Origin of the sequence: Lolliginicoccus suaedae, assembly GCF_008312885.1 — a bacterium.
GTDB classification, from domain to species: domain Bacteria; phylum Actinomycetota; class Actinomycetes; order Mycobacteriales; family Mycobacteriaceae; genus Lolliginicoccus; species Lolliginicoccus suaedae.
In genome coordinates, this window is the sequence record NZ_VSSO01000001.1 from 719,928 (window position 1) to 734,223 (window position 14,296).

17 protein-coding genes are annotated in these 14,296 nt (G+C 69.2%); 2 read left to right on the forward strand and 15 right to left on the reverse strand.

Translation table 11 applies throughout. The annotated features are described in order from the left end of the window. The first annotated feature begins 85 nt into the window (after window positions 1-85). Window positions 86-511 (forward strand): hypothetical protein, encoded by a 426-nt coding sequence (locus FXO18_RS03285; RefSeq protein WP_149359620.1) that lies wholly within the window; start codon window positions 86-88, stop codon window positions 509-511. Between the two features lie 22 nt (window positions 512-533). After that, window positions 534-992, forward strand: a complete 459-nt coding sequence (locus FXO18_RS03290; protein WP_149359621.1) for a limonene-1,2-epoxide hydrolase family protein — start codon at window positions 534-536, stop codon at window positions 990-992. A gap of 134 nt (window positions 993-1,126) precedes the next feature. On the opposite strand, the gene FXO18_RS03295 is transcribed toward FXO18_RS03290, so the two are convergent. From FXO18_RS03295 to FXO18_RS03360, 15 genes are all read right to left on the reverse strand, one after another. Continuing rightward, window positions 1,127-1,459, reverse strand: a complete 333-nt coding sequence (locus FXO18_RS03295; RefSeq protein WP_149359622.1) for a hypothetical protein — start codon at window positions 1,457-1,459, stop codon at window positions 1,127-1,129. A 52-nt stretch (window positions 1,460-1,511) separates the two neighbouring features. Further along, window positions 1,512-2,126 carry a uracil-DNA glycosylase family protein gene (locus FXO18_RS03300; RefSeq protein ID WP_149359623.1) on the reverse strand — a complete coding sequence of 205 codons (615 nt, stop codon included), beginning with the start codon at window positions 2,124-2,126 and terminating at the stop codon, window positions 1,512-1,514. A 41-nt stretch (window positions 2,127-2,167) separates the two neighbouring features. Continuing rightward, window positions 2,168-2,983 carry a DUF6390 family protein gene (locus tag FXO18_RS03305; RefSeq protein WP_149359624.1) on the reverse strand — a complete coding sequence of 272 codons (816 nt, stop codon included), beginning with the start codon at window positions 2,981-2,983 and terminating at the stop codon, window positions 2,168-2,170. Between the two features lies 1 nt (window position 2,984). Then, on the reverse strand, window positions 2,985-4,067 hold the full coding sequence (hypE, locus tag FXO18_RS03310) for a hydrogenase expression/formation protein HypE (RefSeq protein WP_149359625.1): 1,083 nt from the start codon (window positions 4,065-4,067) through the stop codon (window positions 2,985-2,987). After that, complete coding sequence (gene hypD / locus FXO18_RS03315; protein ID WP_149359626.1) at window positions 4,060-5,169, reverse strand: hydrogenase formation protein HypD; 1,110 nt, start codon at window positions 5,167-5,169, stop codon at window positions 4,060-4,062. The genes hypE and hypD overlap by 8 nt, the downstream gene beginning before the upstream one ends. Further along, a complete protein-coding gene (locus FXO18_RS03320) occupies window positions 5,166-5,525 on the reverse strand; it encodes a HypC/HybG/HupF family hydrogenase formation chaperone (protein ID WP_149359627.1) in 360 nt (119 codons plus the stop codon). Before FXO18_RS03320 ends, hypD begins: the two co-directional genes overlap by 4 nt. A gap of 47 nt (window positions 5,526-5,572) precedes the next feature. Beyond that, complete coding sequence (hypF, locus tag FXO18_RS03325; RefSeq protein ID WP_149359628.1) at window positions 5,573-7,840, reverse strand: carbamoyltransferase HypF; 2,268 nt, start codon at window positions 7,838-7,840, stop codon at window positions 5,573-5,575. After that, window positions 7,837-8,091 carry a HypC/HybG/HupF family hydrogenase formation chaperone gene (locus tag FXO18_RS03330; protein WP_149359629.1) on the reverse strand — a complete coding sequence of 85 codons (255 nt, stop codon included), beginning with the start codon at window positions 8,089-8,091 and terminating at the stop codon, window positions 7,837-7,839. The genes hypF and FXO18_RS03330 overlap by 4 nt, the downstream gene beginning before the upstream one ends. Before the next feature lie 3 nt (window positions 8,092-8,094). Next, window positions 8,095-8,613, reverse strand: a complete 519-nt coding sequence (locus tag FXO18_RS03335; RefSeq protein WP_149359630.1) for a hydrogenase maturation protease — start codon at window positions 8,611-8,613, stop codon at window positions 8,095-8,097. A gap of 10 nt (window positions 8,614-8,623) precedes the next feature. Further along, entirely contained in the window at window positions 8,624-8,743 is a 120-nt protein-coding gene (locus FXO18_RS16240; RefSeq protein ID WP_407936420.1) for a DUF6893 family small protein, read from the reverse strand. After that, window positions 8,740-10,191 (reverse strand): hypothetical protein, encoded by a 1,452-nt coding sequence (locus tag FXO18_RS03340; protein ID WP_235900414.1) that lies wholly within the window; start codon window positions 10,189-10,191, stop codon window positions 8,740-8,742. The genes FXO18_RS16240 and FXO18_RS03340 overlap by 4 nt, the downstream gene beginning before the upstream one ends. After that, window positions 10,188-10,853: a DUF6084 family protein gene (locus FXO18_RS03345; RefSeq protein ID WP_149359631.1), complete on the reverse strand. Its 666-nt coding sequence runs from the start codon at window positions 10,851-10,853 to the stop codon at window positions 10,188-10,190. The genes FXO18_RS03340 and FXO18_RS03345 overlap by 4 nt, the downstream gene beginning before the upstream one ends. Beyond that, entirely contained in the window at window positions 10,850-11,419 is a 570-nt protein-coding gene (locus FXO18_RS03350) for a DUF5947 family protein (RefSeq protein ID WP_223114531.1), read from the reverse strand. The genes FXO18_RS03345 and FXO18_RS03350 overlap by 4 nt, the downstream gene beginning before the upstream one ends. 83 nt (window positions 11,420-11,502) lie before the next feature. Next, on the reverse strand, window positions 11,503-12,456 hold the full coding sequence (locus FXO18_RS03355; RefSeq protein ID WP_149359633.1) for a NifU family protein: 954 nt from the start codon (window positions 12,454-12,456) through the stop codon (window positions 11,503-11,505). A 4-nt stretch (window positions 12,457-12,460) separates the two neighbouring features. Next, window positions 12,461-14,275: a nickel-dependent hydrogenase large subunit gene (locus FXO18_RS03360; protein WP_407936421.1), complete on the reverse strand. Its 1,815-nt coding sequence runs from the start codon at window positions 14,273-14,275 to the stop codon at window positions 12,461-12,463. Window positions 14,276-14,296: the final 21 nt, after the last annotated feature.

The following is a 14,296-nucleotide window of genomic DNA, read 5'->3' on the forward strand; positions in this document are numbered from 1 at the left end:
GATGCAGTGATTCCCGCTGGTAGCCTCGGCTGCAATTCCGGCACCGCGAGGGGGTGCTGGTGCACAACGCTTTCCGGGGGATTGCATGACTGTCACTATTCTGCCGGCGCCTGTGGCGGCCTTCCCGCCGTTGGCGCTCGCGATCCGGCTGCTCGACGATATCCATGTCTTCGCGGAGGTCCTGCGGAAGGTCCTGCCCCAGCTCGACGATCTGCTAGCGATGGGCCGGGACCTGGCGACGAACCTGGAGAAGGCACTACCCATGCTCGAGGAGCTCAACGGGAACATGGGCGGGGCGATACCTCACGTTGGTTCGCTCAATGGGCATCTCGATACGGTGGTGCCGCTGATGGCATTGCTGGATGTGCGGGCCGGGCTCAGCGGCTTGAGCTCGCTGACACCGATCGATGGGGCATTCGACCGGCTCGGCCGCGTAGTCGATCGGATTCCCGGTGCGCGGATGGTCGATCGCCTGCCAGGATGGCGCAAGGATGCTGCCGCGACAGCGTGATCGAACGACAAGGGGTTCCCGAATGGACGACGCAAGCACAGCTGTAGTGGTCGCGTTTCTCGCGGCACTGCGCGACGAGCGTTTCGACGAGGCACTGGACTACGTGACGGATGACTTCGTCTGGCACAACGTGTCGCTCCCCAAGGTGCGGGGCAAGGAGAACTTCGCCCGAGCGATCGGCCTCATGGAGCGGGCCCGGATGGGCTTCGATGTGCAGTTCCGCCACATCGGCGGTGATCGCCATGCGGTGCTCACCGAGCGCACCGACGCCCTCAGCCTTGGCCGGTTCCGTACCGAGTTCTGGGTGTGCGGCACATTCGAGCTGCGGGACGGGCGGATCGCCGTGTGGCGCGACCGCTTCGACTACGCCAACTTCACGGTCTCGGCGTTGCGGGGACTGGTTGGGATCGTGTTGCCGCGCCGCGGGCCGTTCGCCTTGTTCGCGCCCGGGACGGCCGGTCCGCTCCCTTCCCGGGGCTGACCTTCCTCGGGGCGAGTGTGCGTGCCGCTAGAGCACGAGCGCCACGGGCCCACCAGTGTGCGAGAAACGACACCCCCAGCGCCGAAACCTGTCGTTTTTCGCACACTAGCGGGGATCACGCACCCCCGAAACACCTACCCCAGCTGTGCGGCGATCGCCCTCGCGTCGGGAGTAGTGATGACGGCTCGCGTGTACTCGTGGTCGCGCAGGTCGAGGACGAGTGCCTCTCCGCGGGTGACGTTGGAGTAGGTCTTGCCCTTGCCGCGCCAGGTGCCCATCGCGATGATCGTGGGCAGGCCGGTGCCGGGCGCACGCATGCCGGGGAGCTCGCGAAATCCGTTCGCGGCAGCGTAGGCCTTGCGGATCCGGGAGCGGGGTATGACGAGATCACCGTGCAGGCCCGCGATCTTCTCGCGCGTGCTGAGCCGGATGGTCACGGTCCGGTCGTTCACCTCGATGTTTGCCACGGATGACAGATTAGCGGGCACCGCGGGTTCCGGCAGGAGGATCGCGCCCCGTCTAGCGAAGGCAATCCGCGAGCTGCCGCATGGCTGCCTCGAATGATGACCGCTGCTCAGCACGGTTGATACCCGGCGGCGAGGGCGAGGCGCCCGCCATGATCGTGAGCTGGCGGGTGGGGTGGAGCAAGCGGGGCTTCCATCCGTCACGGGCCGCGGCTCCAAGCGTCACGATGAACTGCACATTGGGCATCATGGCGAGGACCTTGCGTGTGTAGGGCGCGGCCTCGCGCCGCTCCGCTGCCGTCGGTTTGTCGCCCGCGATGGGAAACGGGCAGATGTTCCACGGCTTGATGCCGGTTCGATCGATGCCGTGGCGGGCGAATGCATCGAAGAGGTTCGCAGCGCCAGTGTCATCGTTGTCGATGCTGAGCAGGCGTGTGCCGGCCTTGTCGGGGTCGGCATCGGCTTCGGGGGCTTTGAGAACCATCAGAGCGCGCGCCCTGGTCCCGCCGAACGTGGGATCGATGTAGGGCAGGGCCGGGTAACCGGTGGAGCGGGCGATCTCATCGATGAGGGAGTTGATCGGCTCGACGTGCGGATCGCGGATACGCGCAGCACGCTCGGCGCGGACTGCATGGCTCGCCAAGGACTTCGGCGCGGTTGGAAGTCGCATGCCTGCAGCGTAGTGATTCTAGTCAGAGTGTGATCCGCCCCCTACTCCCGCCCGCGCAGCCATTCATTCGCGATCCCGAGACTCACGTCGGTGTAGTGCTGGAGCGCGTCGAGCTGGGTCGCGTTGAGTGGGCTGCAGATCCAGTCCCAGTGCAGCGCCACGTGGTCGCCGACGCTGGGTCGCGGGGCGAGGGTGGTGCCGGGGCTGCGCCAGGTCGCGGTTTCCTCGGTGGGGTCGTCGAGGGTGAGCTGGCCGTTGTAGGTCAGCGGCTGGGTGGTGACGGTGGCGGTGGTCTCGTTCACGGCGGTGACGGTGCCCCAGCGGATGCGGCATTTCTGGAGGATGGCGAGGGCAGCGGGGCCGTGGCCGAGCAATCGCGTCCAGGGGTAGACGGTGAGCACGTGGAAGGTGTGGTGCGCACAGGCTTGGTGAATGTCGTGGAGGATGTGGCCGGTCTGGTGGGCGAAGTCGCGGCGCAGCTGGTCCAGGAGCTTGTGGGGGTCGAGGTTGTCGAGGAGCGGGTTGCCGAGCCAATAAGCCTCGACGATCTCGGGGGCCAGCAGGCCACCCAGTCGGCCGTCCAGGCCGCCCAGTCGGCCGTCCGAAAGGCCACCACGACCGGCTCCCTCAGCGATGGCGTGCAGGTACGGCCAGGCGCCATCGAAGCTGCGCGCCCACTGCTCGGTCACCTCCCGCTCAGCAACCCCCGAAACAGCACCACCTCCCAGGTGCGCCACAGTCTGGCGGGTGTCGGATGGCCCGCAGTAGCCAAGGGCATTCGGCGGGTAGGCGTAGCGCGCGAAGAGCGCCGCGCCCTCATGCAGCCCATCACCCTGAGCATCCGCATCGTTGCCCATTTCAGCAGATGCGGGGTAGTTGTTCTCCGGCGGGGAGGTCGACGACGCGGGTTCCGCCGAGCGCGGTCTTAGCGACGACCATGCCGGGGTGCTCGGTGACGACTTCGCCAATGATGGTGGCGTCGAGGCCGTGGGGGTGCTGGTGCATGGCGTTGAGGATGATGTCGGCGTCGTCGGGCGCGACGAACGCGACGAGTTTTCCTTCGTTGGCGACGTAGAGGGGGTCGAGGCCGAGGAGCCCGCAGGCGTCGCGGACCTCGGGCGGGATGGGTAGTGCGCGCTCGTCGAGGGCTGCCCCGAGGTGGGCGGTGGTGCAGATCTCGTTGAGGGCGGCGGCGACTCCGCCGCGGGTGGGGTCGCGGAGGACGTGGATGTCGGCGCCGGTGGCGATCATGGTGGCGACGAGGCCGTTGAGGGCGGCGGTGTCGCTGCGGATGGTGGTGCCGAACTCGAGCCCTTCGCGGCAACTGAGGATGGCGACGCCGTGGACGCCGATGTGGCCGCTGGCGATGATGGTGTCGCCGGGCCGGGCGCGCTGGGGGCGGATGTCGACGCCGTCGGGGATGATGCCGAATCCGCTGGTGTTGATGTAGACGCCGTCGCCGTGGCCGGAGTCGACCACCTTTGTATCCCCGGTGACGAGCTTGGTCCCGGCGGTGGTGGCGGCGGCGCCGAGGTCGGCGGCGATGCGGTGGATGATGCTGAGCGGGGTGCCTTCCTCGAGGATGAACGCGGTGGACAGCACGAGGGGTTGTGCTCCGGACATGGCGATGTCGTTGACGGTGCCGTTGACGGCGAGGTCGCCGACGCTGCCACCGGGGAAGATCATGGGCTTGACGACGAACGAGTCGGTGGAGAACGCGACGCGGGTGCCGCCAACGGTGACGACGGCCGAGTCGGTCATCTCCCCTGCGGCCGCGGCTCCGAAGGCGGGCAGGAACAGGTGCTCGATGAGCTCGCCGGACATGGCTCCGCCGCCGCCGTGGCCCATGACGATGTTCGGGGAGTCCCGCAGCGGCAGGGGGCACGCCCAGCTTTCCATGTCGAGGGTGGCTGCTTGTCCGTTGCGGGCCTGCTCAGGCATGGGTGGCCTCCTGAATCTCGAGGCGGCGGTAGAGGTAGTAGGCGGCGCAGGCCCCTTCGGAGGACACCATGGTCGCGCCAAGCGGGGTGCGGGGGGTGCATTGCTTGCCGAACGCGGAGCACTCGTGCGGCTTGATGAGTCCTTGGAGGACTTCGCCGGAGCGGCAGATGGAGAATTCGTCGGTGTGGAGGTCGTGGACGTGGAAGCGGTGCTCGGCGTCGAACTCGCGGTACTTGGGGGCGAGCTGCCAGCCACTGTCGGGGATGGTGCCGATTCCGCGCCAGCCGCGGTCGGTGATCTCGAAGACGTCGTCGAGCATCTGCTTGGCGGGGAGGTTGCCCTCGGGGCGGACGGCGCGCTGGTAGGCGTTGTCGAGGTGGTGCTCGCCGTTCTCGAGCTGCGCGACGGTGCGGCGGATTCCTTCGAGGATGTCGAGGGGCTCGAAGCCGGTGACGACGATGGGTACTTGGTACTTGTCGCACAGGGATGGATATTCCTCGGTGCCCATGACCGAGCACACGTGCCCGGCGGCGAGGAAGGCCTGGACGCGGCAGGTGGGTGATTCCATGATCGCGGCGATCGCTGGTGGCACGAGCACGTGGGAGACGAGCAGCGAGAAGTTGTGGATGCCGAGGCGCTTGGCCTGGTAGACGGTCATGGCGTTGGCGGGGGCGGTGGTCTCGAAGCCGATGCCGAAGAACACGACCTGCCGATCAGGGTTGTCGCGGGCGATGCGCAGCGCGTCGAGCGGCGAGTAGACGACGCGGATGTCGCCGCCCTGGCTCTTGATGCGGAACAGGTCGGACTCGCTGCCGGGGACGCGCAGCATGTCGCCGAAGGAGCAGAAGGTGACATCGGGGCGGGCGGCGATCTCGAGCGCCTTGTCGATGATCTCGAGCGGCGTGACGCAGACGGGGCAGCCGGGGCCGTGGATCATCTCGATGCTGTCGGGGAGCAGCTGGTCGATGCCGTGGCGGATGATGGAGTGCGTTTGCCCGCCGCAGACCTCCATGATCGCCCACCGCCGGGTGGTGGTGTCGCGGATCTGGTCGAGGAGCTTGCGGGCGAGGTCGGGGTTGCTGAACTCGTCGAGGTATTTCATGATGCCGCTGCCTTCCCGTTGTGGCTGCCGGGCTGGCTGGTGCCGGTCCCGGGCGGATCAGAGCTGGCGCCGGGCGGGTCGAGCCCGGCTTGCTTGGCGGCGAGCGCGAACTGGTCGCCGAACTCCTCGTCGAGAACACCGAGCTGCTCGAACTCGGCGAGGGTCTTCTTGGCGGATTCCTCGTCGAGGCGCTGGATGGCGAACCCTACGTGGACGATCACATAGTCACCGATGGTGGCGTCGGGGATGTAGTGCAGGCAGACGTCCTTGTGGACGCCCCCGAAGTCCACCTCGGCCATCAGGGTGCCGTCCCGTTCCTCCAGGCCGAGGATCCTCCCCGGTACTGCTAGGCACATCGTCTACCTCCTCGTTTTGCGGGCGGGCTCGCTGCCTGCCCGATGGGTCATCGCATGGCTGCCACGATCAGTTGGCCGAGCGCGATCCCGCCGTCGTTGGGCGGCACGCGCCGGTGGGTGAGCACCCGGTATCCTTCGCCTTCGAGGCCGTGCCGGGCGAGCGCGAGCAGCAAGGGATTCTGGAACACTCCCCCGGTGAGCGCGACGGTGCCGAGGCCGCTGGATGCGCGGGCGTCGCATGCCCATTGGATGCTGAGCCTGGCGATGGCGGCGTGGAACCGGGCTCCGATCACCGCGAGGGAGGCACCGGCGCGCAGGTCCTCGATGACGGCGGCCAGCAGCGGCGCGGGGTCGGCGATGCCATCCGCGAGGACGTACGGGTAGCAGCTTGCGGAAGGATGCTGGCGCGCGTGGCCCTCGAGCTCGATGGCCGCTGCCGCCTCGTGGTCGACGACTTGCCGTGCCCCGGCGAGGGAGGCGACGGCATCGAAGAGCCGCCCCATGCTGGTCGTCGGCGCGCAGCCGAGGCCCGTGTCGAGCTGGTGGCGCAGCACCTGCCGCTCGGCGACGGGGCAGGCCGCGACGGGCGGGAGGTCCTCGTCCCAGTCGATGCCCGCGGCGTGCAGGTGGGCGAGCGCCATCCGGTAGGGACGACGGACGGTCACATCCCCGCCCGGCAGTGGCACTTCCTTGAGGTGGCCGAAGCGCTGCATGTCCTTGTAGCCACCAATCAGCACCTCCCCGCCCCACACAGCACCGTCGGTGCCGTATCCGGTGCCGTCGTAGGCGAGGCCGATGACGGACTCGGTGTCGTCGAGGCCATGCTCGGCCATCACGGCCGCGATATGCGCGTGATGATGCTGGACGAGGTGCACGGGTCGCTCCCCGGCGTGGCGGCGCGCCCAGGCGGCCGAGCGGTACGCGGGGTGCGCGTCGATGACGATCTGCTCGGGCTCGACGCCGGTGAGGTGCTGGAGGTGCTGCTCGGTGGTGGTCAGCGCGTGCAGCGTCGCGAGGTCGTCCATGTCGCCGATGTGCTGGCTGAGCCAGGCGTAGCGGCCGTCGGCCACCGCGCAGGTGTTCTTCACGTCCGCGCCGACGGCGAGGGTCGGGGGCACCCGAATCGGCAGGGCGAGCGGCAGGGGTGCGTATCCGCGGGAGCGGCGCAGTGGCATCTCGGTGCCGTCGACGACGCGGGCCACGGAGTCATCGCAGGGCACGAGGATGGGCCGGTCGTGCAGCAGGATCGCGTCCGCGATGCTGTCAAGGCGTTCGATGGCGTCGTCGTCGCGGTAGGCGATCGGCTCCCCACCCAGGTTGCCGGAAGTCATGACGAGCACGTCGGGGCCGGGTGGATCACCGGGCAGGCCGAGCAGCAGGTGGTGGATCGGCGTGTAGGCGATCATCACGCCCACATCGGGGATCCCGGGCGCGACGCCTGGGTCGAGGGGCGCGTTCTTCGCGAGCAACAGGATGGGCCGCTGCGGGCTGGTGAGCACGCGGGCCTCGGTGTCGTTGATGCGCGCGATGCGCCGCGCGGTGGGGAGGTCGCGCACCATGACGGCGAACGGCTTGCTCGGGCGGTGCTTGCGGTCGCGCAGGGCCGCGACGGCGGCGGAGCTAGTGGCGTCGCAGGCGAGGTGGAAGCCGCCGATGCCTTTCACGGCGACGATACGACCGGTGGCGAGCAGCTCGCGGGCACGGGCGAGCGCGTCCTCGCCGTGCAGGTGGCCTGCCCCGTCGAGGAGCGCGAGCGTGGGGCCGCAATCAGGGCAGGCGATGGGCTGGGCGTGGAATCGCCGGTCGGCGGGGTCGCGGTACTCGGCGGCGCAGGCCACGCACATCGGGAAGCCCGACATGGTCGTCGAGGACCGGTCGTAGGGCAGTTCCCGGATGATGGTGAACCGTGGCCCGCAGTTGGTGCAGGTGATGAAGGGGTGGCGGTAGCGGCGGTCGGCGGGGTCGTGCAGCTCGCGCAGGCAGTCCGCGCAGATCGCGACATCCGGGGAGGCGAGGGTGCGCCCGCCGGCCTGGTGCGAGGTGCTGGCGATGCGGAACCCCGTGCCGCCGCGCGGCTCGACCGGCTCAGTGCTCAGCTCCTCGACGACGGCGAGGGGTGGTGGTCGTTGCCAGACGCGCCGGGTGAACTCCTCGATCGCTGCGGGGGTGCCCTCCACCTCGATGATGACGCCGTCGCTGTCGTTGCTGACCTCCCCGCTCAGGGCGAGCTCGGACGCGGTGGCGTAGACGAACGGGCGGAACCCGACGCCCTGCACGACACCGTTGACGTGGAGGCGCTGCCGGATGCGCGTCATGGGGGGTCACCGCGCGGGGAGGCGCGTCCCATCATCTCGAGCCCGGCGCGGGCCTGGGCCGCGCCCTCGGGGCTGGTGCGCTCGACGGCGAAGCCCATGTGGATGATGACCCATTCGCCGGGCCGCACGGGCTGATCGTCGAGCATGCCGATGTTGACCTTGCGCGATTGCCCCTCGACGTCGACGAGGGCGAGCTGGTCGCCGTATCCGTCGAGCATGTGCTCGACGCGGCCGGGGATGCCGAGGCACATGGGTCAGCCCTCCGTGCTCGCGGTGGCGAGATGGGTAGCGATGGTGTCCGCGACCGCGCGGGCGGCGGTGCCCACGGCGGCCTCGAGCGGCGGGGAGAGCCCGATGCCCTCGTCGAGGGTGGCGGCCTCGCATCCGACGACGAAGGTGCGGGGCAGGGTCCCGCCGAGCGCATCGAGGCTCGCGAAGACGGCGGCCGGGTCCATGGCGTGCCCGTCGAGGCCCGAGGCGTCGCGTGGCACGGCGGTGGAGCGCAGCGCCACGAGGTCCGCGGCCGAGACCTCGAGGATGTGCACGGTGCCGGGGCTGCCGCGATCCGGGATGGCATCGACGAGGATCAGCGCGTCCCAGTCCTCGAGGAGGTCATAGGCGAGGTGCATGCCGCGGATGCCGTAGTCGACGCAGCGCACCGTGCCCGGCAGGGCGATGGTGCCGTCGCCGAGGACGCGCAGCACGGCGGGGCCGAAGCCATCGTCGCCGAGGAAGATGTTCCCGATGCCTGCCACGAGCACGTGTGCCGCCATGCCTGTCCTCCTACATCTGCCGCATGCGCATGTACCGCTTCATGTCGGGGATGCTCTTGATCCCGACCATCACCCCGAGTGCCGCGATGGCCGACACCACGGCGGTGGTGATCATGCCGACGATTCTCATGGCGTTGCCTCCTTCCAGGTTCGAGCGCCCTCGCCGCCGTGGGGATCACGGTCCGGGCCGGGGGGTGGCTCATGGGCTGCGCCGGGCAGGGGCTCGAGCTCGCTCGGCGCGAAGTAGAAGTACCGGCCGAACCAGTCGTGCAGGTCGGCCGCGGGATCATCGACGAGCACCACTCCGACGTGGGTGGAGCCGTCGACATCGGTCTGCACGTTCGCCACGCGCGCCACCTGGTCGCGGAAGAAGATGTCCTGCGCGTCCGCGCCCTGTCGCGGGTGCACCCGCACCAGGCTGCCCTTGCCGATGGTCGTGCCGTCGATGACGGTGGTGGCGGTGCCGGGATCGACGCTGGAATCCACGGCCGGGTCCCACCAGGGCTTGTCGCCGGAGCCCAAAGAATCAGGCGCAGCTGGATCAGGCTCGCGGTAGGTGGGGATCTCGTCGCGGAACGTGCCGTGCAGCGCGGCGAGGGATTCCGCGGTGGAGCCGTCGGCGCGGTCGATGATGCCGGCGGCGAGGGGGTCGGTGGCCCGCGCGAGTTCTTTCTCGGCATCGGTCATGGCCATGACGCGCAGGGTGAGGATCTCGTCGATCTCGGTGGCGTCGAACATGGGCCCGGTGCTCTCCCCGGCGATCTCGGGGTAGTCGTAGAGGATGATCGGCGAGACGAGCATGATGCGCCGCTCGCCGGGTGCTCCCGCGAGCACGGGGAAGCAGCGGTGGTGGGTGCGGGCGCGGGCGGCGTCCTCGGCGTCGGGCCTGGGCTCGAGCAGGGACTCGAACTCGCCGTCGGGGGTGGTGACGATGAGATGGGCACCGAGCAGCGAGTGGCGGATCGCGTCGGCGCGGGGGTCCGGGCCGCTGGGCTCGGCGCTAGTGTTGCGGATCTCGAGAGCGAGGGTGCTGGTGCCGTCGACCGCCGGGAAGCGGCGCAGTATCGCCTTGGCGCGCAGTGGCCAGCGGGTGCGGCGCAGCCGGCATTCGGGGCCGAGCGTCTCGATGTCCTCGCCGCCGTCGATGCTCACATCGTGCACCGGGCGCTCGACCTGTCCAAGAGTCTCGGATAGATCCCATTCGAGGTCGATCTCGTGCGCGATGGCCTCGTCCCAGCTGACATACCGGCGATCCCCCACCCACGCCTCGGGCACGGTCTCGTAGTGGCCGTCGCGCGGTTCCTCGACATCCCTGCGCTGCAGCTGCAGGAACCGCAGCGTGACGCGCAGGACGCTGCCGCCGCGCAGCAGGAGCTCGGTGGCGAGGCGGGAATCCTCGCCGGTGCTGGCCTCGGCCGCACCGGGCGGGCCGAGCACCCCGAACTGCCAGCGCGCCTGGTTCTTGCGGGAGTCAGCCCGGTAGGGATATAGCAGGTAGCCCTCGTAGAGGACGGCGTCGGCGACGGCCCTTGCCCGTGCCAGGCTCTCGGGCCCGGAAGCCGTGGGTGCGTTGCTCATGATGCCTCCCCTGCTTCGCGCTCGTGCAGCAGCAGGAGCGTCACTGCCGCATCGAGGGTGGTCAGTCCTTTCGCGGCCTTGTAGCGCAGCAACGCGTTCATGGTGGTGGTCTCCAGGCGCAGCCAGCCGCTGCCCGGATAGTGCTGGGCTACCAGGTCGTGCCACACCTGCACGGGCATGTCGTGGCTGGCCTCGCAATGCCACGGGATGCGCTGGACGTGGATGCCGTCACCGCCGCGGGTGAAGATCGTGCCGCTGAACAGGAACACCAGCGGCACGGCGGCATGCCGCTCCCCCGCCGCCTGATCGAGGGCGTGCAGGTACTTCGATGCCGTCACCTCGAAGTCGTAGGTGCATTGCATCGGCAGCGCCACATCGTAGGTGCCGACGAAGCCGGGCACGGTGGTGGCGGTGTGCAGCCACGGGAACGGGCGGACGCTCGAGGACCACTGCTCGCGGGGGCCGAACATGTCGCGCAGGCCTGCGGCCTCGTCGTCGCTGTAGGGGCGGCGCTGGGGCTCGATGCGGATCTGGCAGTTGAGCACCATCGCGTGGACCTGCGCGCCGGAGCTCTCGGTGATGCGCAGGCTCGCGAGCAGGTTGGGGGTGGCCGCGTGCTTCTCGGGGGCGACCTCCATGACGTCGAACGCGAGCTCGGTCACCGGGTGCCCCCTGCGCGGGCGGCGGGCCGGGCCCGGGCGGCGATGCGGTCGAAGAATGCGTCGATGCGCCGGCGCGCGTCCTGGCCGCCGTCGAAGCCCCGCCACACCGACCGTAGTTGCCCGACTAGCTCGTAGCAGGCGTCGATCGGCACGAGGTAGCACTCCGGCGCGGCGAGGGGGTCCTCGGGGACGCGGATGAGCAAGGCCTCCACATCGGGCAGCATCGTGGTCAGGTGCGGGAGCGAGGTGGTGATGTCCTCCCACTGGCGGATGTCGAGCTCGGACTCGGTGGCCCCGGCGGGGCCCGGGTAGAAGGTGACGGTGTGGCCGAGCTTGGAGTTGTGGAAGCAGAACGCGAGGCCGACGGGGATGTCGAGCGCGGACCATTCCTGCCGCGTGAGGCCCTCGTCGCCGAAGGAGAGATAGCGGTCCGGCACGGAGCGGAACCGCAGGCTCGCGCTGGTGTCGGTGAAGAGCAGGTAGCACGGGCGGCACACGCACATCAGTTGCCGTCCCTGCACGTCCACGACGTGGGAGTGCTCGTCGCCGATGGGGACCGCGCACATGTCGCAGCGCTCCCCCGGCTGCGTCTCGGGCTGGGTGGCGCGTATTCGTCGCAGGACGTCGAGCGGCGAGTCGCCGGCCCCGCTCACTGCCCGGCCCCCGCGGGCAGCGAGACGGACAGCACGCCCTCGCGGCGCAGCACCGGCAGCGGCGTCAGGTGCTCTCCCGCATGGTCGCTGCTGGTGTCATCAAGGCTGGCTCCCGCGCGGCCGATGTCGAAGTGCGCCCGGCAGCGCGGGCAGCGCAGCACCGCGGTGCGCGTGCCGGCCTGGCGGTGCAGCACTGCCCCGGCCATGGAGCCGAGGCAGTGGCCGCAGCGGTCGATGAAGGCGTAGGCCTCCTCCCCGCTGCGGCACGCCAGGATGGTGGTGCCGCCGATGGCGAACCCGGCGACCTCGCCATCGGCGAGGCCCTCGAGCTCGGGCAGCTGCGCCCAGCTCCCGCCGTGATGCCCCCCGTCCTGCTGGGTCCCATCCTGCTGCGAACCGTTCTGGTGCACCTTGGCGAACAGGGTGTCCGCCGCGATGAGCCCGCTCGATCCATTCTCGGCGGGCTGCTCGGTATCGACCTCGATGCTGGTGATCTCCGGGGCGGCGGACCGCACGGCATCCTCGACAGCGAGCTCAAGGGTCACCGACGACGAGGGGCAGCTCTTGCAGGTGCCCTGGAACCGCAAGCGGACCACTCCCTCCTCGACGCCGATCAGATCGACATCGCCGCCGTGGGAGCCGAGGTAGGGGCGCACGCTATCGAGCGCCTTGCGCACGCGCGCCTCCACATCGTCGGGGTGCAGGCCGTGGACGAGCAGCAGGCTGGCGACGAGGTCATCGTCGGCGAGCTCTCGGAGGATAACGCCGCCATCATGCTCCCGGATGACGCGCAGCACCTGCTCGAGCCCGGCCCCGTACAGGCCGACGACCTCGCGGACGAGGGACTCGGCGCGCTCGCGCGCGAGGGGACCGCTCGCCGACATCGCGTCGAGCAACCCGTCGATGCGCTCTCCCGCATCGCGCCAGCTGCCCGGGCTCCCGGCAGGCATGCGATCACTCGCCCGTCAGTGACTGGGTGGGCGAGTGCAGCTTCTCCAGGGTCTTCCCGCCACCGAGGTACATGTGCACCCCGCACGGCAGGCACGGATCGAAGCTGCGGACGGTCCGCATCACGTCGATCCCCTTGAAGTGCTCGAGGTCGTTCTCCTCGAAGATCGGCTGCCCCTGCACCGCGTCCTCATAAGGGCCCGGCGTGCCGTAGCTGTCGCGGGGGTTCGCGTTCCACGGGGTCGGCGGGTACGGGTGGTAGTTGGCGATCTTGCCGTCGCGGATCACCATGTGGTGGCTGAGCACCCCGCGCACCGCCTCGGTGAAGCCGCACCCGATGCCCTCGTCGGGCACCTCGAACTTCTCCCAGGTCTTGGTCCGCCCGGCCCGGATCTCGCCGAGCGCTTGCTCGCAGAAGTGCAGCGCGCACGCGGCGGCGTAGGCCTGGAAGTAGGTGCGTGCCCGGTCCCGCTCGATGGTGTTGGACCCATGCACGGGGATCTTCCATTCGAAGCTGACCGGGCCCTTGAGCGCGGTCTTCGGCAGGTTGATCTGCACGCTGTGGCCGGTGGACTTGACGTAGCCGACGTCGACGAGCCCGGCGAGCGCTGTCGACCACAGCCGGGCGAGCGGCCCGCCACCGGTGTCGAGTGCGAGGTGGTCGGTGCCGTCGAACCAGCGGGGCGACATCACCCACGAGTACTTGTCGTCCATGTCGCGGCGCTGCGGGCGCGGATTGGTGTGCTGGTTCCAGGGGTGGCGGCGGTCCACGGGGTTGCCCAGCGGATCGCGCGTCACGAACATCTCCTGATCGGTCCAGTCGTCGTAGTAGGAGGAGCCGAGCAGGATGCGGATGCCCAGGTTGATGTCCACCAGGGAGGTCGTGACGAGCTTGCCGTCCACGACGACGCCGGGGGTGACGAACATCTTGCGCCCCCACGCCTCCATGTCCTTGTACTCGAAGTTGCACGCCTCGGGATCCTGGAACGAGCCCCAGCAGCCGAGCAGGGTGCGGCGCAGGCCGACCTTCTCGTAGCCGGGCAGTGCCTCGTAGAAGAAGTCGAACAGGTCGTCGTGCATGGGCACGACCTTCTTCATGAACTCGACGTAGCGCATCAGCCGGGACATGTAGTCGGTCATCAGCTGGATCGTCGCGACGGTTCCCACCCCGCCGGGGTAGAGGGTGGAGGGGTGGACGTGGCGGCCCTCCATGAGGCAGAACATCTCGCGCGTGGAGCGGGAGACGGCGAGGGCCTCGCGGTAGAACTCGCCGGAGAACGGGTTGAGCGAGCGCATGATGTCGCCGATGGTGCGGTAGCCGTGCTCACCGGCGTGCGGGGCCTCGGTCTTGTTGGCGCGCTCGAGGACGCCCGGGTTGGTCTCGGCGACCATCTTCTCGCAGAAATCAACACCCACCAGGTTCTCCTGGAAGATGTTGTGGTCGAACATGTACTCGGCGGCCTCGCCGAGGTTGATGATCCATTCACCGATGTGCGGCGGCTTCACCCCGTAGGCCATGTTCTGCGTGTAGCAGGAACACGTGGCGTGGTTGTCACCGCAGATGCCACAGATGCGGGAGGTGATGAAGTGCGCGTCGCGCGGGTCCTTTCCCTTCATGAAGATGGAGTAGCCGCGGAAGATCGACGAGGTGCTGTGGCACTCCTTGACGACCTTCTGCTTGAAATCGATGGTGGTGTAGATGCCCAGGCTGCCCACGATCCGGGTGATCGGATCCCAGTTCATCTCCACCAGGCCGTCCGCGTTCTCCTTGATGGGCGGCGGGGTGGGCAGCGGCCCGGGCCCGTGAATGGTTGACGTCATCGCATGCCTCTTTGCTTCTAC